This is a genomic window from Sagittula marina, assembly GCF_014196795.1.
Lineage (GTDB): Bacteria > Pseudomonadota > Alphaproteobacteria > Rhodobacterales > Rhodobacteraceae > Sagittula > Sagittula marina.
In genome coordinates this window covers 22,238-42,540 of record NZ_JACIEJ010000019.1, presented here as the reverse complement: position 1 = coordinate 42,540, position 20,303 = coordinate 22,238, and the positions used below count along the sequence as shown (strand labels likewise).

Below are 20,303 nucleotides of genomic sequence, written 5' to 3'. Positions count from 1 at the left end.
CTCAGACTATCTCGGTTTTGATATGGTCATGGCCGATAACCTGCCCACGCCAAGCGTCCTGCTGGCCGACCGAGGCTATGACGCTGACAGCATTCACAAATCCATGGACAGGCGTGACGTTCTGCCGGTCATCCCGATGCCGAGATCACGCAAGATGCGCGTCGGCGTCAACCGCTCCCTCTACCGGCTACGCAACCTGCTTGAACGGTGCTTCAACAAGCTGAAGAACGCCCGCCGAGTTGCCACTCGTTACGATAAGACCGCAGAGAGCTTCGTCGACATCACCTCGATCAGGCTTGGGATCCGCCATTTGTCAACATGAACTAGCGCGTGAGGAACCCGAAGTCCTGCTTGTCGTGGGCGCCGGAGGCCTGGCGCCGCATGTCATTGCCGCCCATTGCGCGGCGCGGCCTTCGATTTCACGCATTATGGTCTGGAACCGGACGCCAGCGCGGGCCCGGACATTGCAAGCCACGCTCGCCAAAGAGGGTGTCACGATCGAGACCGTCTCAGACCTCGATGCCGCCTTGGCGGTCGCGGATGTCATCTCATGCGTGACGATGTCCAACGCCCCATTGGTCAAGGGCGCGCTATTAAAGCCTGGCGCGCATCTCGACTTGGTGGGGGCCTACCGTCCGGATTTTCGCGAAGGCGACGACATCTGCATGACACGCGGCACCGTCTTCGTGGACACGCGCAACGGAATGCAAAGTGCCGGGGATCTCTGCCAACCTGTCGCTGCCGACGTGATCGGCTGGGACGCGGTGCAGGCGGACGACTACGACCTGGCGCAGGGCAGACACTCTGGTCGCAACAACGATACGCAGATCACGGTCTGCAAGAATGTCGGCGGCGGGCATCTTGACCTGTTTGCCGCACAAGCGCTGATGGCTCGGCTGGCCGCCTGAGCCCGGCGCGGCATGACCAAAATGGACCGGCGTGCAGACTGTGATCTGACAAGAGGTCATCCAGTCTTTGCCGGTCCGATCGTACCGCGATCCAACAGAGGCGTCGGGATCACGAAAAGCTTCGGCGGGGAGGCATCGCCCTGCAGCCGAGCAATCAATCGCTCGGCTGCCTTTTGACCAAACTGATAGGTTGGCTGATCTACCACGCTGATCCGGGGCGAGGTCACCCGCGACCAGTCTGCATCGAACCACGACACCAAGCTCATGTCTTGCGGCAGGGACAGGCCACGATCCGACAGTTCCCGGAAAACCCGCGCCCCGATAAGGCTGTCCGAGGCCAAGATCGCAGTAATCGGCGGGGAATGCTCAAGAATGCGGGTCACAACAGAGGTCGTCTCATCGTCACCGGTTGCCCCGATAAAGGCAAGATCGGCAGGGTTTTCCACGCCCGCCTCGCGCATGTGTTCCAGAAAGCCCGCGATCCGCTCCCTCACCGCCGAAATTCCAATGTCTTCCAGTCGGCCAAGTTTTCCATCGCGCGTTTCCATGGCCGTGACGTAGGCGACGTGGCGATGCCCCGCGCCTTGCAGCCTGCTCAGCACGCGCCCGATGCTTTCGCGGTCCTCGCCGCAGATCGCATCGGCCGCGAGTTCCGGCGCATGTCGGTCGATTGTGACAACCGGCGTGCCCGCGACCAAAGCTGCTTTCAGGTGATTCACGTGACGTGAATCTGTCGGCGCCACGATAAGACCGGCAACCCGCTGGCGCAGCAGGACCGAGACCATCTCGACCTCTTCAGAGAGCCGCTCGCTGGAATTGCTTATGATCAGGTTGAGGTCAGCGGCGCGCAAAGTGTCGCTGATGCCCCGCACGGCTTGGCTGAAAAAGGCGTTTTCGATGTCGCCGACGATCACGCCGACCAAACCGCTGCGCCCGGTGCTCATGGAGCGGGCCAGATCATTTGGCTGATATCCCAGACGATCAGCAGCCTCCATCACGACGCGGCGCGCGCTGTCGCTGGCAATGCCGTAGCCTCCGAGGACACGAGCAGCCGTAGCCTTCGACACTTTTGCTTCGCGGGCGACATCCGCCACGGTTGGTGAACTCGATTTTTCGCTCATTTCTGACACTTCGATTTTTTCGGGCTCGAAATCCTTAGCAATCCTATTGACGCGAATCAAAACATACATAAAGCATAAAGCTAATGATACCGGTCTCACACCATGTGATATCGGTATCATTTCCAAAAAGAGGTAGGCTTGGCAGTGCTTGGGCGCCGCAAAAGCCGACCCGTCAACAGCGGAGAAACGACATGTCAAATTCCCTTTTCGCCCGGGTGAAAGCCCCCCTGACCGGCGTTCTGGTTGCTCTTGCCACTGCCGGCGCCGTCCAGGCCCAGGACAATCCCTACAACCTGATCGACCCCGACACGGTAAGCGTCGGTTCACTGGGTGACGCAAAGCCCTATGCCTTCACCACGATGACCGGCGAATTCAGTGGCTTCGACGTCGAGTTCCTGCGCAACGTGCTCGGGCGTCTTGGGTTCGAAGAAGATCAGATCCTCTTCACCGGTCAGGATTTCGCAGCACTTCTGCCCTCGGTCTCCAACGGTCGCTTTGACATCGCCGCTGCCGCGATCGGGATCACCGAACAGCGCGAAGAGGTCGTTGATTTCTCGGATGGCTATCTGGCCGGTTACCTGACGGTCCTTTCGGGCGAAGACACGATCACCGATGACCCCGCCAGCCTCGCTGGAAAGCGACTGGGCGTCGTTCAGGGGACGCTTCAGGAAATGTATGCAAAGAAGACCTTTACTGACACCGATATCGTGCAGTTCCCCGACAACAACACCGGTGTCGCAGCGCTGAACAACGGCACGACCGACGCGCATTTCCTCGACTACGAGGCCGCCAAGTCCTACGGCGAGCGCTACGAGCTTGAGCTAAAGGTTAACATTCCGTCCTTTGACGCGCCGGCGGGCTTTGCCGTCAAGCCGGGCAACGACGCGTTGCGCAACGCACTGAACGAAGCGCTCCGCGCTGCGATGGAAGACGGCACCTGGCGCGACCTTTACGAAAAATGGTTCCCCGGCTCGCCGATGCCCAAGCAGTACCTGCCGAACAACGGCTGATCACGCCAGCCCCTCTGGCTGCCGGTGGATCCGGCAGCCCAACCCCCTAGACGTCGGGCGGCGCCAAGGCCCCGCCCAGGGAGATCCCTCATGTGGTTGGAAAACCTTCAAAGGACGTTCCTTGACTGGGACGCCATGGCCCAGATCTTGCCGATCATGCTGGCGACCGGACTGAAGAACACCCTGATCCTTGCCGCCGCTTCGACTGTCATCGGCATCATCATCGGCATCATCTTGGCCGTGATGGGCATCTCGCGCGCCGCTTGGCTGCGCGTGCCCGCCCGCATCTACACCGACATCTTCCGCGGCCTGCCCGCCATCGTCACGATCTTGTTGATCGGTCAGGGTTTTGCGAGTGTAGGGCGAGAAATTTTCGGTCCTTCCCCCTACCCTCTCGGCATTCTGGCCCTGAGCCTGATTGCCGGTGCCTATATCGGCGAGATCTTCCGCGCCGGCATCCAAAGCGTGCCGACCGGCCAGATGGAAGCCTGCCGAGCCTTGTCAATGAGCTATGGCGAGGGCATGCGCCTGATCGTTGTACCACAGGGCATCCGCCGGGTGCTGCCGGCGCTGGTCAATCAGTTCATCTCGAACGTGAAGGACAGCTCGCTGATCTACTTCCTTGGCCTTCTGGCCACGGAGCGCGAGATCTTTCGCGTCGGACAGGACGCTGCCGTGGTCACCGGCAACCTGTCGCCGATGCTTTTGGCGGGGATCTTCTATCTCGTGATCACCGTGCCTCTGACCCACTTGGTCAACTACATCGACCACAGCCTGCGCACTGGCAAGCGCCTGTCCGGTGGCCAGCCCACCAGCGGCCTTGACGAAGTCGAAGAACTTGGCGCGGCAACGCGCGGCGACGCACAGACCCGATTTGACGGCGGCAGCCTGTCGATCCAAGGACTGAGGCTCAGCTACGGCACCCTCGAAGTGCTGCGCGGGATCGACCTGGAGATTCCGAAAGGATCGGTCACCTGCATCGTCGGGCCATCCGGCTCGGGCAAGTCGACGCTTTTGCGCAGTCTCAACCGGCTGGTCGAAATGAACGATGGTCAGGTGATGCTTGATGACACCGACATCCGCAGCATGAAACCCGAAACCCTGCGTGCCCGCGTCGGCATGGTGTTCCAGCACTTCAACCTGTTTCCGGATCACACGGCGCGGGAAAACGTCATGCTTTCACTCACCAAAATCAAGGGGTTGGGGCGCACCAAGGCCCGCGCCATCGCCGATGCCCGTCTGGCCGAGGTCGGCCTGCAGGGGCGTGGCGATCACCGTCCCTCCAGCCTGTCGGGAGGGCAACAGCAACGCGTCGCCATCGCGCGGGCGCTAGCGATGGACCCAGAGGTGGTGTTGTTCGACGAGGTCACCAGCGCGCTTGATCCGGAACTGGTGAAAGGCGTGCTCAACCTCATGGCGGATCTTGGACGGCGTGGCATGACCATGGTCGTGGTGACCCACGAGATGGGGTTTGCACGGCAGGTCGCTGACCAGATCGTGTTCATGGACGAGGGCAAAATCGTCGAAGCGGGCCCGCCCGACGTCCTCTTCGAGTCCCCAAAGACCGACCGGCTGAAGAAATTCTTCGCCGAGGTTATGTGACACGAAACTCTAAGGAAAATCCGATGAACGACCTGACATGGGGCATCCTCGGCACCGCCGGCATTGCGCGCAAGGCGATGCTGCCCGCCCTACGGGCTGCCGAAGGCTGCCGTCTCGGCGCGATCGCCTCGCGCGATGTCACCCGCGCCGAGGCGATGGCCAGAGACTTTGACATCCCCCGCGCCTACGGCAGCTACGAGGCGCTGCTTGCTGATCCCTGGATCGACGTGATCTACAATCCCCTGCCGAACCACTTGCACGTGCCCCTGACGCTGCAGGCCCTGGCCGCCGGCAAGCACGTATTGTGCGAAAAGCCGCTCGCCCTGACCCTGTCCGACGCCCGAAACGTCACCGCAGCCGCGCAAGACGCCGGGCGCGTGGTGGCTGAGGCCTTCATGACCCGGCACCACCCGCAATGGCGGCGCGCCCGCGACATGGTGAGCTCGGGCCGGATCGGGCGGCTTAACGGCGTGCAGGCGATGTTCAGCTACTGCAACAACGACCCCGGCAACGTGCGCAATCAGAAGGCCATCGGCGGCGGCGGTCTTTATGACGTCGGCTGCTACGCGGTCGACACCGCCCGCTTCTTTTTTGGCTCAGAGCCAGAGGCGGTAAGTTGCCTGATGGATATAGACCCGGACTTCGGCACCGATCGGCTGACGACCGGCGCTGCGCGCTTTGCGGGTGGTGGGCAGCTCAGTTTCACCGTTTCGACGCAATCCGCGCTGGTCCAGCAGCTCACGCTACTGGGGTCCGATGGCTATCTGGTGTTCGACGCGCCGTTCAACTGTCCAGCCGATCATCCGGCGCGGTTGGCCGTCGACAGCGGGGCCGATCTGCTCGGCGGTGGTCGCGCGCTGCTGGCCTGTCCACCCGTCGACCAATATCGGCTGCAAGCCGAAACTTTCGCGCAGGCAGTGCGTCAGGCCCGGCCAGACCCGGCCACGGCAGGGGATATTCTGGGCAATGCTGCGACGCTTGAGGCTCTGGCCCGCGCCGCACAAAGCCACCGCTGGGAAGCCATTTCACCAACGACAAATCACGCAGGAGACTGACATGCAGTGCCCCAAACCCTCCATTTCGACCGCAGTTATCATCGGAGGCGGCATCTTTGGCGTCTCGACCGCCGCAGAGCTCTGCCGCATGGGTGTGCAGGTCACGCTGGTAAATGACGGTCCGCTGGCAAATGGCGCCTCCGGGCGCTCTTTGGCCTGGCTCAATTCGGCGCGGCGACGCAGCCTGCCCTACCACCGTCTTCGTCTGGCTGGGATTGAGCGCTACCGCGTGCTTGCCGATCGCACCCCCGGTATCGACTGGCTGTCTTTTGCCGGTGGCCTGACCTGGGACGCCGAAGACGACAGCAACGAGATCGCGGATATTTACCGCCATGAACGCGCGTTGGGCTATCCGTCCGAGCTGCTGTCAGGCGACGACGTCACCAGGCGGATCGCAGGTGTCGACGGCAGCCAGGTGACCAGCGCCGGAGCGATCCTTAACGGCAACGAAGGATGGGTGGACCTGCCGTCGCTGATCAACAAGCTCGCCTCCGAGGTCACCGAGCTGGGCGGCACCATTGTTACCGATGCAGGGCCGGCCAGCCTGATCGTCGAAGATGGCCACTGCACCGGCGCGGTTTGCGCCGACGGTCGCAGCTTCAACGCCGACAAGGTGTTGCTTGCCACCGGCCCTGCGGTCCCGGCCATTGTGGCCGAACAGGGCATCACCATCGGCGACGACACGCCCGTGGCGCTGCTTGTCGAGACCCACCCGACCGCACATCCTTTGCAGACTGTGCTCAACACCCCGCGTGTTGCCATCCGTCCGACGCCGGACGGGGCGTTCTTTCTCGACTCCGGCTGGTCCGAGGAAGAGGTGATCGTGCATGACGACGGGAGCTTTGAGGCGCCGGAGGAAACCGTTTCGCAACTGATCTCCGAGGCGCGCAAGGTGCTGTCGGGCGCGCCCGATCTTACGGTCAAAGCGGTGCACCTTGGCCCCAAACCGATCCCCGGGGACGGCGAACCTGTGTTTGGCGAGTTGCAAGAGCTTCCGGGGTGTTTCGTGGCGTTTTCGCACAGCGGCGCCACGTTGGGGTTAGTTGCCGGCGAATTGCTGGCTGAAGAAATGGCGCTCGAGCTGCGCCATCCACTGTTCGACCCGTTCCGCCCCGAGCGTTTCGCGAACTGAGCCGCCAGGTTGGCGGGACTGGCGTGGCCGCGACCCAGGTCGCGGCCACAGGTCCACTCGCAATCAGTTCTGTAGAAAAAACATCATGATTTGGCTCGCATCCGTATCCGAGGATCATTTTTCAGCATGATCTCAGCTGCGATGAGCCGGATACGCCCCTCGTTGTCCACCACGATACTGGCGCAGGCTACATTGCCGGAGATGTAGTCGCTCCATCGCAAACGGGTCTTCCGTGCCCCCGAAGGACGCCACGCATAAATCTGATGCTTTCGGGCAGGCTGCGGACGAAGCTATTGTCCTCCCCTACCCCGCACGCAATTGTATGAGACTATGGCATTGAGATGGATCGCGATCTGTTTCGTGTGTGGCTCTTGTCGTCAGTCATCGGCCAAGTCGTCGAAGGCGCCCGGAGAAAGCTCCTCCCAAAAAGCCCGGATTGCCTCGGCGTTCAGCGCCGACATCCAACCGTGGCGCTCGAAATCCTCTCGTAGGTCACCGTTGAGCCGTGCCGAAAACAGCCGCTTATCCGCGTCGCGCTGTGTGGGTTTGCGGGCCGAGGCCAGCTCCTGAACGCGTGCGAGACGGAGGGCGCGCGGGCTGGACGGTTTCGCAGGTTTCGCGGCGAAACCTTCCACCCGTTCGGGCCGGTAATCTTCTTTCAACGCCGCTGTGAGATAGCCCACCGGGTTTTTCACACCACCCTGCCCCGCCACGTAATCGAGCTTTGTACGCACCGTGCTTTCTCCGTGCTCGGACATCCATTGGCGCGCCAGACGGTCTGAGACGCCCAAGGCCCGCAGACGAGCATAGACGTCGGATTTGCGCAGCCCTTCGCCGTCGTCGATGTCCAGGATCCCAAGCTGCGGGTTCTCCGCAATCTTGAACCGGATGTCAGTCACGGTACGGCCCATTTTACGGGTTTCAGGCGTGACCACGATGTTGGAAGTCTTGTTCACCTCTGTCACCGCGGGCTTGATGATCTTGGCGTTGAGGTGCTTGTAGACCTCGTAATACGGGCTGTCCGCGACGCCCATCAGTCGGCGGAACAGCTCCAGCGACCACCAGCCTGTCGATCCCGTGCGCACGAAACGATAACAGTTTTCGTACAGAGCGAGCGCATGGCCAGACGTGAAGCGCCGCTGGATATTGAGGTTGATGAGCGCAAAGACCTTTGGATCGTGCAGCTTTTCCGCCAGCGCCGGGGAATAGGCGTATTCGCAGACCCCGCCAGACAATTTGGCGTAGGACAGCAGCGAGGACACGCCCCACTCCTGCTGGCCCTTTTCGTCCAGCATGTCCCATTCGGCAACCGTTTCTGCCAGTCCGCGCAGGGAGGCTTTCAGCGTGTCCATATCGTTGGAGTTGTAGCCGATCATCAGACACAGCGTGCGCGCATCAATCTGGTGGCGGCTTTGCGAAGTTATCGTGTCATAGGCGTTGAGCAGCAGCACGTTCGAAAGCTTGCGCTGCAAGAGCGTCAACTTGCCGGAAACGTGGATCGCCGCGACGTGCTTTTTGACCGCACCGCGGCGCAAGGAGCCGCTGAGCTGATCGCGGGGGATATCGTCCATGGGTCTCGTGCCTCTTGCCAGACGGGGCCGCGCGATGCCACGACCTATGTGCCTCTGTCCGGAATCACGAGCACCGCCCGGCTCCGGTTGCGTTGAGTGTCGGTTAAAAGGTATCCATAGGCAAGAGAAGATCGGGCACCTTGGACGCACACCGTAAACGGGTGCCTGTGAAAGGACCCCCTGCTTTAAGGGACCCGTTTACAGGATTACGCAGGTTGGAGCCCCTCCGGTTGCGAATCGATTCGTGCTCCACAGGCTCTAATCAGGCCAAAACAGGGGGCGAGACGGCGGTTATCCACAGGAAGACCGCGAATCGGTTCTTTTGATCCTGCAAACGGGTGCCCCAAAGCCCGCAAGCGGGTGCCCGAGTTCCCGTAAGCGGGCACCTATTGTTGGCTAACGTACTGAGTAATTTACAGAAATCACGCCGTAAAGATTCTTAAATATCCAAAAGACTCTCAAACATCGTTGTCGTTTTCTGTAAGTATATCGAAGAATATAGGGGAACAGTGACGAAGCTGATTCACTCTGACCTCAGCATGTGCCATAGTTTCCACGATATCGCGGCAAACAGCGAACATGACGAGGCGAGGCAGCACACTGATGGTACAGAAACCCGGCCAGAAACCGACAGCGAAACCTGACCTTCCCCCCTATTTCAACATCGACCCGGAGACGGCAGCGAAGAAACTGGCGGAGCCGATCGATACGGCGCGCTTTGCCAAGGCGGCGGCTTTTGCCATGCGGGGGCGCGACGATCTGGCGAAGCGCGGCTATGCGCCGGACGGGGCCAAGCGACTGCGCAAGTTTTCGACCTGGGAGGTATGCCGTTACCTGATCCCGGTGAACCCCGCGCATCTGCGGCGTGTGCTGCGCCAGAACCCGGAGCTGCCCCAAGGCGAAGGCGAGGGCGGCTCGAAATGGTTTACGCTCGAAGAGATCCTGACGCTGCGGGATTTCTTTGCCGAGGAGGGGGCGAAGGACAAGGAATACCGCGCATGGCGTCCGGAGGGGTTGCCGGCGAAAGTCGTCGCCGTGGCGAATTTCAAGGGCGGCGTGGGCAAGACATCCACCTGCGCGCATCTGGCGATGAGTGCGGCGCTTGATGGCTACAAAGTGTTGGTGATCGACCTCGACAGCCAAGGTTCCATGACCTCGATCATGGGCGGCAAGGTTGAGGATGAATGGCAGACCGTCTTTCCGATGCTGGCGCGGGATTATGCGTTGAAATTGCAGGAAGAGAATCGTGTCCGGGAGGCCGCGGGTCAAACACCTTTCCCATTCGATGAGACACTGACCGCTGCGTTAGAGGTTTCGCCACGAAACCTCGTTCAGAAAACCCATTGGCCGAATATCGATCTGATCGGGGCGCAGCTGAACCTTTATTGGTCCGAATTCCAGGTGCCGGTCTGGCGCATGCAACTCCGGGGTTGGGCGCTGTGGGATGCGCTGCTGAACGCGCTGGAAGAAGGCGGAATGCTGGATGAGTACGACATCATTCTGCTCGATACGCCGCCGGCGCTTGGCTACCTGACAATCAACGCGCTGTCGGCGGCGGACATCCTGCTGGTGCCCTTGGGCGCGTCGTTTCTGGAATTTGACAGCACGGGGCGCTTCTTTGACATGATCTATTCGACCTTTGCCTCCATCGAGGAGGGGGAGAACCGCGCGCGCAGAGCAGGGGGCTTGCCCGAGATGAAGTTTGAATGGGACGCGGTGCGGGCGCTGGTGACGCGGTTTGATGCCAACCAGCAGGCGGATCTGGCAAACGTGATTCAGGCTTATTTCGGAGATTTCATGACGACTTATCGCCAGGAGATGACGGCCATGGTGGGGCAGGCGGGTGAACAGGTGAGTGGCATCTACGAGACCGATTACCGGGAGTTCAACCGCGACACCTATGTGCGCGGGCGGGAGACCTTTGACCGGACATGGGCAGAGGTGAAGGAGGTCATTCTGGGCACCTGGTGGCGGGATGCGCAGTTGGCAAAAAGCGCGGAGGCAGGCGCGCAAGAGGAGACTGAGTGATGGCCAAACGTCGTAAGCTGGAGGCCCCGTCGGCCGAGGATCTGAGTAGGCTGGAGGAGGAGTTTCGCCGCGAAACCTCCAAAGGAATGATGAACGCACCGATCGCTCAGGTGGCAGCGGAAACGGCCAGCGCCCACGACGTGCGGTCGCAAGCGGAGCGTGAGACGGCTGCCAAGGACCGGGCTGATGCGACGCGGCTGCGGGCGGCGGAGGCCGAGGGACTGGTGATGCGGGAGGTGCCGCTGGACCAGATTCGCCGCGATGCCATTCAGCGGGATAGGGTCGTGATCGACCGGGAGGCCTTGGACGAGCTGAAGCATTCGATCATGCGCAACGGACTGCGGCTGCCAGTAGAGGTGTTTGCCACGCCGGATGATCCCGATTTTGCTTACGGGCTGTTGTCGGGCTACCGCCGGATGATGGCGATGCAGGAGCTGGCGGAGTATTTCCAGGGCGAGAAATACACCACCATTCGGACCGTGGTGCGCGACCCGGAGACCATGGGCGGCACATTTGCCGCGATGATCGAAGAGAACGAAATCCGCGCCTCGCTGAGCCATTTCGAGCGCGGGCGGATTGCGGTTCTGGCGGCGCAGCAGGGGGCTTTCGTGAATACCGAGGAGGCTGTGAACGCGCTGTTCCCGCAGGCCTCGAAGGCGAAGCGGTCGAAGATCCGTTCCTTTGCGCTGATCTTTGAAGAGCTCGGCGATATGCTGGAATTCCCCGACATGCTGCGGGAGAAGGATGGGCTGCGCATGGCGGCTGCGCTGCGGGACGGGGCCGAGGCGCGGCTGCGCAGCGAACTGGCAGAGGTGCGGGCAGAAACGGCGGAGGACGAGACTCTTGCGATTCGACGCGTTCTGGATGGTGTGGAGCGTAAACATGACCCAAAGAGGGGAGGCCGTCCGGCGAAGGCCCCAGCCGCGCGAAAGACACCCACTGGAATCTCGATCCTCGCGGAAGAGGATAGCCGGGGCTGGTACATTCGCATGAGCGGAAAGCAGGTCGACCGCGAGCTGGTCGAGGTGGCGATGCGCGAACTGGAACGGTTGCTCAGCCCGCCGCAAAAGTAACTGCCGCAGGGCAGGGGGCTGATCCTCGGTAGACACGCAGGCCTTGTACCGGATCGGCTGGACCGTGCGTCGGCTGTCCGGTGGAGCTGCGCCGCTGACAGTTCGGTCGTGTGTGGGCGATCTCGAAACCTTCCTTGATCGACGCCAACGTCCTGGGCAGGGAGAGCGTTTCGAAGAGGCCAAGGCTCCCTTGCGCTTGCTCGAGATGGCAGAGCGCGAAGCCTTCGAGGACCGGGCTGCCGGATGGCTCGCGATGATGGATCAGGCCGACGACCTCCACCCCGTGACTCGGGCCTGCATGGGTTTGGCATGTCGCGGAGCTCTCGCCGGTCGACGATCCGGTCGAGGCCGCGGTGACGGCGTCGCGTGTTGCGATCACCGAGCTCGCACCGTCAGGGAGCATGCCCGGCGCGATCTTCGCACCGATCGCCATGGGCGGGGGAGGGGGCTTCCGCGCGATCGGGGACCCGCCCGCCCGGTTAGCGCGCTGGCTGAACGCGATGGAGAGCGCGACATTCGCAGCCCTGCGCAGGCTCGAGGAGATCGAGGCTTGGGCGGCTGCCGCGGAACGAACGATGGCCCCCCTATCGGGCAATACGCCGCCGATGCTGCGGAACCTCTTCACAAGCTGGCCGCTGGTCTCGGTACAGGTGGCCGAGAAACTGACAGGTACGCATCGGGCAACGGTTCAGCGCAACATCGACTGGATGGGCGAGCAGGGCCTCATCCGGGAAGTTACGGGGCAGGGACGATACCGAATGTGGCGGATCGTTGAGCCGCGCTCAACAGAGGCAAATTCGATGCCCGAAAGGCATAATGAGCTGCTGGCTGAAGATTTCTTCGATGTGCTGGCCGCGCGCCAGTGATCTCCGGATTTTTTCCCTTCAGGTTTCCGCGTCCCGCAGCTCTCGCAGAGCAGCCAGATAGCGGTTCATGCGGCGCATGTCCTTTTCGGTCAGTGCCGACAGTCGCGAAGCGTTCAGATTGTCGAGGATGTCTGCCGTTTTGACCCGGCGCGCGATCTTGTTGCCCTTGGCGCGTCGGACGAAGGCCACGTAGACGGCCTCGCTGTCGGCTTCATCCTCGGGCCTCTTTGTGACAAGGCGTAAAGCGTCGAGCACAGTCGGCGAGAAACCTTCTTCCTCAAGGCGCTTGAATGTCCAGCCAGGGCCGTCTTCGACTACGTCATGCAGGACGCCAACGATCCGTTCGTCGTCGGTCTCAATGACATCATCACCCGGATCGGATGTAGCAGATACGGCGCGCCGGCCTTGTCGGTTTGTCCCCGATGGGCTTTCGCAGCGATTTCAATGGCGCGTTGAAGGTTCAATAGCTTCTCCCGGTGTGTGAATATGATCGTGACCATTCGGTTGGTGTTTTTGGATCTTCACATCACTTCCATGGCGCAAAGTTTGGCGTGTATACAATAATACGGTTCCTAAGAGCTTCTAGTTCTGGAGAAATTTCTGCGTGGGTTCCCTGATGCGGCAAAACTTCCCCGTGTAATTGTGCACGCAGCTCCATCCACCGCTCCTTCAGGACCTGCCAGTTGTGATCATCATAGGTCCCGCTGACAACGACAGGATGAATGCGTATACGTGATGGGTCGCCCTCGGCGTGCCCATACCAATTTTCCAAGTCTTGGAGCCAATGGCTGAAGGAAAGGATCGGCGTTGCGCGGTCGTCGATCCGCACCTCGACCACCGAGGGCCCGTCATGGGCAAAGGTTTCGTCCAGCGCGGCGCCGATCTCGTACGGCTTTTCGACGTAGATGCCGTTGAGCCCAAGGGCCTCACCTACGACGCTTCGGCGACCACCATGGCCCTCGGGGGCCTTCTCCCTGAGCCGGAGGCGCGGCTGTGAACGGTAACCTATCCCGCGCGGCCACCGCGCCCTTCGGCCGGTCTCTCTGAAGAAGAGATATGTATAGTTAAGTAGGGGGAGGTGACGGAGAGTATAGCGCTGTTACGTAGCCCGTAACGCCTTAGTTATTGATTTATATATATTATATTTGGTTCGTAACAGCGTAACGGATGTAATGCCCATCATGTATCGAGGTTGCTGAGTTTTCTGACCAGTCTACCTTTCCTGTCCATTGGACAGTTGGACGGTATCGATATTGCTGTATTTTTCGTCGCTTTATCGATGGACAACCAGTGCAGCCCTGCCGAATGCAGATCGTCCGGGCCGGAAGATGTGGACAACCGATAACCTTCGGTTGAGATATCAGGCCCCATGCCCGACAATCAGGTCAGTAAAATGATCGGACGTCCCATGAACCAGCCTCTCTCCTCGGAGTTGACCGCCGACGCTCCACATCCGGAGCTTTCCGCCACCGGCCGTTTCCTTCATGAGCTGCGCAGGCTGATGCCGCCATCCTATGTTTTGGCGAACGGAACTATCCATTGCTGCAACCGAAGCAACAAACCGGGCATACCGGTCTGCTCGCCCCTGCAAGTGAGCGCGCTAGTCCGTGATAACAACGGTCAGGGTTGATCTCGCCTGGTTCAGGTTCTGACACCTGACCGTCGCGTGATCGACTGCGTCGTGCCGCATACGGAGGTAGAGGCCAAACCCAATGACGCGATCGCACGGCTCGCTGATTGCGGGTTGCAGATTCAGGGTGACCGCTATCTTTTCCTGCAGTTTCTCACGTCCTGGAAGCCCACAAGCTATGCTCTGCGCCTCCCTCATGTTGGGTGGACACCGGACAGGACAGCCTTTGCACTTGGTGATGGGCGCATCATCGCGCCGGTGCCGAGGGGTGAAACGGTGATCTACACAGGGACGGTCGACCGCACCACCACAGGTCGCCTAGAAGATTGGCAGTCAGGTGTGGCGACACGTGCCTCAGGTAACCCTATTTGATCTTCGGCATCAGCCTCGCGCTCAGCGGACCCTTCTTGAGCTTGACCAACCGAACTGGAGCGATTTTCCATATCTACGGCGAAAACTCGGTCGGCAAGACCAAGGCGCTCATGGTCGGCAATACGGTCTGGCCCTCCGCTGGAACGGAATCTCCATGGCGTACCACGAGCGCGGGCCTGGAGGGACTGCTGGCCCAGGCGAACGACACATTTTTGCGGGTTGATGAATTGCCCGGTGAGCCGCATGCCGGCTTCGGAGATGACATCTATGCAGCTGCGAATGGCGCCGGCAAGAACCGCGCCACGGTGACTGGCCGGGCCCAAGCGCGCCAGCAGTGGCGGGCTCCGGTCCTCTCGACCGGTGAGGCTCCTGTTCGCCAGGTTCTGCGGGATCTGGGCCAGTCACTGCGAGGTGGTCAGGCTGTCCGGAGGATCGACATTCCAGTCATGGGCATGGCGCATGGCGTCTTTAACGACCTTCATGGGCACGCAACGTCGAAGGCGTTCGCTCGCAAGATCGAAAGCATCGCCCCGAGAAATTGCGGCCATGCCGGGGCCAATCTGGTCCGCGAGCTTATTCTGTCGGACCAGGACCAGTCGATCCGGACCACCATCGAGACCCTGCATGAGATCGAGCTTTCAAAGCTGGTGGTGCAGCTTGGTCTGGACCCCCGGACCGCACGCAATGAGACCCTGCGGGTGCCGGACCGGTTCGCACTTGTCGCGGTGGCGGGGGAGTTCGCCAGCCAGCGTCAGATCACGGGTTGGCCGGCAGGAACGGCGCCTGAGGCGGTCATGGAGGGTTTGTTGCACATATCAGTGATGAGGATTCACCGCGCGAATCCAGTGAGTTACATCGGCGCCATGCCGAAACCCTCTCCTACCCGCTATCGCACGACGAACTGATCCGAATATAACGCGGCGCTGCGCCAGCGGGGTTCGCTCTCGGTCTGGTTTGATCCCGACACGGTCTGGCACGCCGGAAAGACCGGCAAGCGGGGACGGCCCGAGACGTTCTCGGATGCGGCGGTCCAGGTCTGCCTTACGCTGAAAGTGCTCTTCGGCCTTCCGCTTCGGCAAACGGTTGGGCTGGTCGACAGCCTGATCCGGATGGCTGGGCTCGACTGGCCGGTGCTGGATTATTCGACGCTGTGCAGACGGCAGGCACGGATCGGGGTGCAGGTCCCGTATCGCCGTTCGGGCAAGCCCTTGAACCTGCTTTTCGACAGCACAGGCATCAAGTTTCGCGGCGATGGCGAATGGCTGGCCCGCAAGCACGGGTCGTCGCGCCGCAGGCAATGGCGCAAGGTCCACATCGCCATGGACACGGAGATCGGCGACATACGCGCAGTCGAGTTCGCCTCGAGCCTTCAGGGGGCCAGCCCTCTGCTGCCGGACCTGCTGTCGCAAATTCCCGAGGGTGAAGAGATCGCCACCGTCACCGCGGATGGTGCCTGTGACACGCGGCGATGCCATGCCGCGATCATCGAGCGAGGCGCTGACGCCATCATACCCATTCGCCGGAATGGCCGCGCCTGGAAAGAAGACTGTCCCGCCGCAATTGCGCGAAACGAGATCCTGCGCGCAACACGGCACCTCGGTAGGGCACTCTGGAAGACGTGGGCGGGCTACCATGTCCGAAGTCGGGTCGAGGCGCAAATGAACTGCCTGAAGCTCTTCGGTGAGCGGATCATGTCACGAGACCCCGACCGCCAGACCGCAGAAATCCAGATCCGCATCGCCATCATGAACCGCTTCTACGCCCTCGGCAGAGCCGAGATCGAGGCCATCGCGTGAAGGGCAACGGGAACGGGAACGGGAACCGTCAGACCGTAAGACGATTTGCGCAACAACGCCATGTTGTTGACGCATCCCATCTGCACTCATAGCCATCTCTCAGGATCAGCCAAGTTTCTCAGCCTCGCCTGAAGGGTTTTCGGTTCCCTCGGTCCATCATTTCTTATGCCATCTGGACGGACCATCGGTTTGGCTTGGGCCTTCGCGATGTCGAGGATCTCTTGGCTGAACGGGGCGTAATCGTTTCGTATGAAAGCGTCCGGGTGTGGTGCCAGCGGTTCGGAACGCAGACAGCAGCCATGATCCGTCGCGATCGCCCGTTACCTGCCAACAAATGGCACCTGGACGAGGTCGTGATTTCAATTCGAGGGCGAAAACAATGGCTTTGGCGAGCAGTCGACGCCAACGGAGACGTACTGGGATCCTGATAAAAAGCCGCAGAAATGCCCATGCCGCCAAGCGCTTCTTGATGAAGTTGATGAAGCGATGGGGTGTGCCAAGGGTCCTCGTGACGGACAAACTGAGCATCCATGGCGTGGCCGTCCGTGACTTTTGCCCGAGCGCCGATCATCGCTCCCACACGGGTTTGAACAACCGACCAGAGGCGTCTCATCAGCACACACGACGAAGAGAAAAAATCATGGATCGTTTCATATCCCCACGCCAGACGCAGCGTTTTCTATCCGTTCACGATCAGGCCGCGACAATCTTCCGTCCTAAACACCACCGCCTTTCCGCAGCAGCCTACCGCCAATCTCGGGCTGACGCGTTCAGCCTGTGGAACAACTATGCGGCTGAAATGGCTGCCTGAACGGAGGCGCGGTTTTTGGTCGCGTTCCGGCAGAACAACCTGACAAAGCCGACGGCGGCGATGAAGGCCTCGCGCCGCCGCAAAGGCAAGTTCCGGCGTGATAATGGCGGCGGACTCGGCCTCGGTTATCAAAATCATGTCGGTCTCCTTACCAGCCACCGAAGCGGTGCCAGGTCTGCATGGGGCCGCCGTTCACCGGCAGCACATTGTAACGATCATGCTGCGCGGCGGTCGCGCAGGCGTGGTTCGGCAGGACGCGCAGGCGGGTCCCCACAGGCAGATCCGGCATCGGCCTGTCCGCGCCCGGACGGAGCGAAACAATCCCGTGCTCCTGATTGGCGCTGCTCACGATCAGGTCGGGAAGGACATGGCCGTTCTCGTCGCAGACCAGGCCATACCCTTGATCCACGTCCTGCGCCGCTGTGCCGCGGTCGCGCGACAAGGCCATCCACCCGGCGTCAATCATGGTCCAGCCCTTGGCCGGCTGGTGTCCGATCACGGTCGTCAGCACGCTGAGCGCGATGTCGTCCACAGTGCAGACGTCGATCCCGGCCATGACAAGATCGAAGAACATGTAGACCCCGGCCCGCAGCTCTGTCACGCCGGTCAGATCGCGCGCAGCATGGGCAGTGGGTGTTGATCCGACACTGACGACTGGGCACGGCAGGCCCGCGACACGCAGCGCCTCTGCTGCGGCGACGGCGGCCTTGCGCTCCAGTTCGGCAAACTCGGCATGGGCGGCGTCGCCGCGGACGCTATAGCTTTCACCTGCATGCGTCATCACGCCGCGCAAGCAGCCGACCGTATGCAAGATGCGCCCGATCTGGATCAGCGCCGGATCATCCGATCGAAGCCCGCCACGATGGCCGTCGCTGTCGATCTCTATCAGTGCAGGAACGGCTGCCTGTGTCACGGCCTGTGCCTGCGCCTCGCTGTCGAGGATCACCGTGAGGTCGCACCCCCGGCGACGCAGCGCTTGTACGCGCTCCAGCTTCTGCGGGGCGATCCCGACGGCGTAGAGTATATCCGTGTGCCCTGCGTCGTGGAACACTTCGGCCTCCGCCAAGGTCGAGACGGTGATGGAGCCGGGCGTCCCGCCGGTCAGGCGGCGCGCGGCCTCGACGGATTTCGCCGTCTTCAAATGGGGGCGCAGCGAGACGCCGAGGCATTCTGCGCGCCCGGCAAGTCGCGCGATGTTCCGCATCATCTTTGCCTCGTCCAGCAGCAGTGCGGGCGTGGGCAGGGCATTCTGGCTCGACAGATCGGGCTTTATCATCGGGGTCATCCTCCAGCATTTTCCCAAGGTCTACGCGTAAAATAGTTCAGGGCATATTCACATGATCTGAAGTCCGCATTAAGCTGTGCCTTAATGCTTGATGTCTCCGATCTCCGCTTTGTCACGGCCCTCTCGACAGCACCAAGCCTTGCAGCGGCGGCGCGCACTCTGGGCGTCACGCCCCCGGCGGTGTCGCAGCGTCTGGCACTGCTGGAAGACCGCTTGCATCTGCGGCTCATCGAGCGCGGTCGGGGTCAACTCAGGCTTACCGCCGAAGGCGCGTATCTGGTCGACCGGGCAAAAGGAGTCCTGGACGACATCGAAAGTCTTGCGGAAGACATGTCTGCCCGGGCGGGCCGGATCGACGGGCCACTTCATGTCATTGCACCCTTCGGCTTCGGGCGCTTGCGCGTTGCCCCGGTTCTCACGCGCTTCGGCGAGGAGAACCCGGAGCTGCGCCCGATGCTCAGCCTCCGCGAAGATCCCGTGGGCGCGATGAACGACGGGCTCTGGGATGTCCTGGTTCATGTGGGGCGATTGCCGAACCTGCGGATTACGCAGCGCAAGCTTGCGCCCAACCGTCGCCTGTTGGTGGCATCAGCCGATTACGCGGGGCGCGTCGGTCTTCCGCAGAAACCCCAGGACATGGCTGCCCACCGGGTCGGTGTGGTGCGCGAGAACCAGGCCGACGCCTCGCTTTGGCCGCTGACGGGTCCTGACGGCATCGAAATGAACTTGCGCGTGCAGCCGGTTTACAGCTGCAACGACGGAGAAGTCCTGCGCGCATGGGCTCTGGACGGATTCGGGATCGTGGAGCGGTCCGAATGGAGCATTTCCGCCGACCTGCGTGCTGGCAGGCTGGTGCGCGTGTTGCCGGACTGGTCCCTCCCGGACGCCGACATCGTGGCTTTGCTGAACCCCCGCGCCGTGCGTTCGCTTCGAATAGACAAGTTTGTCGAGCGGCTGACGGCGGAGATCAGCGCCATGCCAATGGCTTGACCGTCCGCAGTTCGACAGACCCTCGCAAGGCGCCGGAAAACTGATATTCAGCTCTCTTTTGATCGTCGAAACGGGGGACGGAGCGGCGTGCGGACCTGTTCCAGGCAACGTTTCGATGTCGGGCAGGGCCCACGTCGGCCTTTGGCAACAACGGCCAACGATCCTTTCCGGTTGCCCAGCGATGCCGTCGAAACGACCACTAGACGCCATATCAACGGCCGATGATCTCCACGCGTCGGTTCCGTTCGCGACCTTGTTCGGTCTCTTTGCTTGAAAGCGGATCGGCCTCTCCCCGGCCTTCGGACGAGATCGACACGCTGTTCAGGTTGTCGAGACTTGCAAAGTAGTCGCGCACTGCGGCGGCACGCTCACGCGACAGTGTCATATTATACGCGTCGCTGCCGGTGGCGTCGCTATGGCCGACAACGCGGAAAGCGGAGAGGTTGGCCTCGGCGATCTGCGCGGCGAGCGTGTCGAGAGCCGCCCTGAGGGCCGGCAGAAGGTAGGTGTTGTCATGGGCAAACATCACGGCGCCGTCCAAAGTGAACCGTAGGGCTGAACCGATGGCCGCAAACGCAACGACATCAGCCCCGGCAAATGAAGTGCCATGCCCCTTGCCCTCATCGGTAAGACGCACGTAGCGGGAAACAGTTCCGGCTTGCGCGCTGCCTGCAGTGTCCACCTCGGACCGCCCTCCGGTCATCGCAGCGACGTCTGTCCAATCCATGCCATCGATAGAAGTGGCGAGCACCATCCCGTCGACTTTCGGCCACCCTTGAAAACGTAAAGGTCCGGTCCCTCCACATCCGCAAGGGCGTTGTCGGTAAACTGCAAAACCACATTTCCGTCGCAACCGAGTTACAAGAAGCTGCCGCCATTCACATTTCCGGAGTAGTTTGATGCGCCCAGCACTGCGGCCGGGTCCTGTGCCGAAGTCCTGATCGATCGGCTGCCCACTGTGTGCGAGACAATCGCGCCAGCAAAGGAACGATCGCCCTGAGGAAGAAAGAGAATGCCGCGCGCATCGTCGCTATAGTCGCTCTGCTGCGCGGC

16 protein-coding genes and 3 pseudogenes are annotated in these 20,303 nt (G+C 61.5%); 14 read left to right on the top strand and 5 right to left on the bottom strand.

Translation table 11 applies throughout. The features are described from left to right. Together GGQ68_RS22725 and GGQ68_RS22720 are read left to right on the top strand one after the other, a co-directional pair. A partial coding sequence (locus tag GGQ68_RS22725) for a transposase (RefSeq protein WP_183970084.1) occupies positions 1-322 on the top strand: 322 nt, incomplete at its 5' end. Beyond that, a complete protein-coding gene (locus tag GGQ68_RS22720; protein WP_183970082.1) occupies positions 240-908 on the top strand; it encodes a hypothetical protein in 669 nt (222 codons plus the stop codon). The genes GGQ68_RS22725 and GGQ68_RS22720, both read left to right, overlap by 83 nt. Before the next feature lie 56 nt (positions 909-964). Here the strand turns inward: GGQ68_RS22720 and GGQ68_RS22715 are convergent, their stop codons facing one another. After that, positions 965-2,029 carry a LacI family DNA-binding transcriptional regulator gene (locus GGQ68_RS22715; protein ID WP_183970080.1) on the bottom strand — a complete coding sequence of 355 codons (1,065 nt, stop codon included), beginning with the start codon at positions 2,027-2,029 and terminating at the stop codon, positions 965-967. Between the two features lie 191 nt (positions 2,030-2,220). Between GGQ68_RS22715 and GGQ68_RS22710 the strand changes: the two genes are divergently transcribed. The 4 genes from GGQ68_RS22710 (at position 2,221) to GGQ68_RS22695 (ending at position 6,828) form a co-directional block, all read left to right on the top strand. Further along, positions 2,221-3,039 (top strand): ABC transporter substrate-binding protein, encoded by an 819-nt coding sequence (locus GGQ68_RS22710; RefSeq protein ID WP_183970079.1) that lies wholly within the window; start codon positions 2,221-2,223, stop codon positions 3,037-3,039. 90 nt (positions 3,040-3,129) lie between these two features. Beyond that, entirely contained in the window at positions 3,130-4,641 is a 1,512-nt protein-coding gene (locus GGQ68_RS24760; protein WP_183970077.1) for an ABC transporter permease subunit, read from the top strand. A gap of 23 nt (positions 4,642-4,664) precedes the next feature. Then, entirely contained in the window at positions 4,665-5,696 is a 1,032-nt protein-coding gene (locus GGQ68_RS22700; RefSeq protein WP_183970075.1) for a Gfo/Idh/MocA family protein, read from the top strand. 1 nt (position 5,697) lies between these two features. After that, positions 5,698-6,828, top strand: a complete 1,131-nt coding sequence (locus GGQ68_RS22695) for an NAD(P)/FAD-dependent oxidoreductase (RefSeq protein WP_183970073.1) — start codon at positions 5,698-5,700, stop codon at positions 6,826-6,828. A gap of 377 nt (positions 6,829-7,205) precedes the next feature. Here the strand turns inward: GGQ68_RS22695 and GGQ68_RS22690 are convergent, their stop codons facing one another. Next, positions 7,206-8,399, bottom strand: coding sequence for a replication initiation protein (locus tag GGQ68_RS22690; RefSeq protein WP_183970071.1), 1,194 nt, complete (start codon positions 8,397-8,399; stop codon positions 7,206-7,208). 603 nt (positions 8,400-9,002) lie between these two features. Between GGQ68_RS22690 and GGQ68_RS22685 the strand changes: the two genes are divergently transcribed. The 3 genes from GGQ68_RS22685 (at position 9,003) to GGQ68_RS22675 (ending at position 12,366) form a co-directional block, all read left to right on the top strand. Then, positions 9,003-10,427: an AAA family ATPase gene (locus GGQ68_RS22685; protein WP_183970069.1), complete on the top strand. Its 1,425-nt coding sequence runs from the start codon at positions 9,003-9,005 to the stop codon at positions 10,425-10,427. Beyond that, positions 10,427-11,500 (top strand): ParB/RepB/Spo0J family partition protein, encoded by a 1,074-nt coding sequence (locus GGQ68_RS22680; protein ID WP_183970067.1) that lies wholly within the window; start codon positions 10,427-10,429, stop codon positions 11,498-11,500. The genes GGQ68_RS22685 and GGQ68_RS22680 overlap by 1 nt, the downstream gene beginning before the upstream one ends. 401 nt (positions 11,501-11,901) lie before the next feature. Next, the gene (locus GGQ68_RS22675; RefSeq protein WP_246429517.1) at positions 11,902-12,366 is read left to right on the top strand and encodes a helix-turn-helix domain-containing protein; all 465 of its coding nucleotides are present in this window, start codon (positions 11,902-11,904) and stop codon (positions 12,364-12,366) included. Positions 12,367-12,384: 18 nt separating this feature from the next. Here the strand turns inward: GGQ68_RS22675 and GGQ68_RS24165 are convergent, their stop codons facing one another. Next, positions 12,385-12,621 carry a hypothetical protein gene (locus tag GGQ68_RS24165; protein WP_221235702.1) on the bottom strand — a complete coding sequence of 79 codons (237 nt, stop codon included), beginning with the start codon at positions 12,619-12,621 and terminating at the stop codon, positions 12,385-12,387. A 529-nt stretch (positions 12,622-13,150) separates the two neighbouring features. Between GGQ68_RS24165 and GGQ68_RS22665 the strand changes: the two genes are divergently transcribed. The 4 genes and pseudogenes from GGQ68_RS22665 (at position 13,151) to GGQ68_RS22645 (ending at position 16,975) form a co-directional block, all read left to right on the top strand. Further along, positions 13,151-13,363: a hypothetical protein gene (locus GGQ68_RS22665; RefSeq protein ID WP_183970065.1), complete on the top strand. Its 213-nt coding sequence runs from the start codon at positions 13,151-13,153 to the stop codon at positions 13,361-13,363. Between the two features lie 669 nt (positions 13,364-14,032). Beyond that, a pseudogene (locus GGQ68_RS24940) lies at positions 14,033-14,637 on the top strand (DUF927 domain-containing protein); the annotation flags it as partial. A gap of 594 nt (positions 14,638-15,231) precedes the next feature. Then, positions 15,232-16,164, top strand: a pseudogene (locus GGQ68_RS22650) (IS5 family transposase). Between the two features lie 104 nt (positions 16,165-16,268). Next, a pseudogene (locus tag GGQ68_RS22645) lies at positions 16,269-16,975 on the top strand (IS6 family transposase). A 148-nt stretch (positions 16,976-17,123) separates the two neighbouring features. On the opposite strand, the gene GGQ68_RS22640 reads toward GGQ68_RS22645, so the two are convergent. Further along, the gene (locus tag GGQ68_RS22640) at positions 17,124-18,251 is read right to left on the bottom strand and encodes an alanine racemase (RefSeq protein ID WP_221235701.1); all 1,128 of its coding nucleotides are present in this window, start codon (positions 18,249-18,251) and stop codon (positions 17,124-17,126) included. Between the two features lie 93 nt (positions 18,252-18,344). On the opposite strand from GGQ68_RS22640, the gene GGQ68_RS22635 reads away from it, so the two are divergent. Further along, positions 18,345-19,250 (top strand): LysR family transcriptional regulator, encoded by a 906-nt coding sequence (locus GGQ68_RS22635; RefSeq protein WP_183970059.1) that lies wholly within the window; start codon positions 18,345-18,347, stop codon positions 19,248-19,250. A gap of 211 nt (positions 19,251-19,461) precedes the next feature. On the opposite strand, the gene GGQ68_RS22630 is transcribed toward GGQ68_RS22635, so the two are convergent. Next, a complete protein-coding gene (locus GGQ68_RS22630; protein WP_183970057.1) occupies positions 19,462-20,004 on the bottom strand; it encodes an OmpA family protein in 543 nt (180 codons plus the stop codon). Positions 20,005-20,303: the final 299 nt, after the last annotated feature.

Excerpts from the sequence above, each read along its gene's own strand:
- GGQ68_RS22715 (WP_183970080.1), bottom strand. The coding sequence starts at position 2,029 with ATGAGCGAAAAATCGAGTTCACCAACCGTGGCGGATGTCGCCCGCGAA.
- GGQ68_RS22710 (WP_183970079.1), top strand. The coding sequence starts at position 2,221 with ATGTCAAATTCCCTTTTCGCCCGGGTGAAAGCCCCCCTGACCGGCGTT.
- GGQ68_RS24760 (WP_183970077.1), top strand. The coding sequence starts at position 3,130 with ATGTGGTTGGAAAACCTTCAAAGGACGTTCCTTGACTGGGACGCCATG.
- GGQ68_RS22700 (WP_183970075.1), top strand. The coding sequence starts at position 4,665 with ATGAACGACCTGACATGGGGCATCCTCGGCACCGCCGGCATTGCGCGC.
- GGQ68_RS22695 (WP_183970073.1), top strand. The coding sequence starts at position 5,698 with ATGCAGTGCCCCAAACCCTCCATTTCGACCGCAGTTATCATCGGAGGC.
- GGQ68_RS22690 (WP_183970071.1), bottom strand. The coding sequence starts at position 8,399 with ATGGACGATATCCCCCGCGATCAGCTCAGCGGCTCCTTGCGCCGCGGT.
- GGQ68_RS22685 (WP_183970069.1), top strand. The coding sequence starts at position 9,003 with ATGGTACAGAAACCCGGCCAGAAACCGACAGCGAAACCTGACCTTCCC.
- GGQ68_RS22680 (WP_183970067.1), top strand. The coding sequence starts at position 10,427 with ATGGCCAAACGTCGTAAGCTGGAGGCCCCGTCGGCCGAGGATCTGAGT.
- GGQ68_RS22675 (WP_246429517.1), top strand. The coding sequence starts at position 11,902 with ATGCCCGGCGCGATCTTCGCACCGATCGCCATGGGCGGGGGAGGGGGC.
- GGQ68_RS22665 (WP_183970065.1), top strand. The coding sequence starts at position 13,151 with ATGGCTGAAGGAAAGGATCGGCGTTGCGCGGTCGTCGATCCGCACCTC.
- GGQ68_RS22640 (WP_221235701.1), bottom strand. The coding sequence starts at position 18,251 with ATGATAAAGCCCGATCTGTCGAGCCAGAATGCCCTGCCCACGCCCGCA.
- GGQ68_RS22635 (WP_183970059.1), top strand. The coding sequence starts at position 18,345 with ATGCTTGATGTCTCCGATCTCCGCTTTGTCACGGCCCTCTCGACAGCA.
- GGQ68_RS22630 (WP_183970057.1), bottom strand. The coding sequence starts at position 20,004 with ATGGTGCTCGCCACTTCTATCGATGGCATGGATTGGACAGACGTCGCT.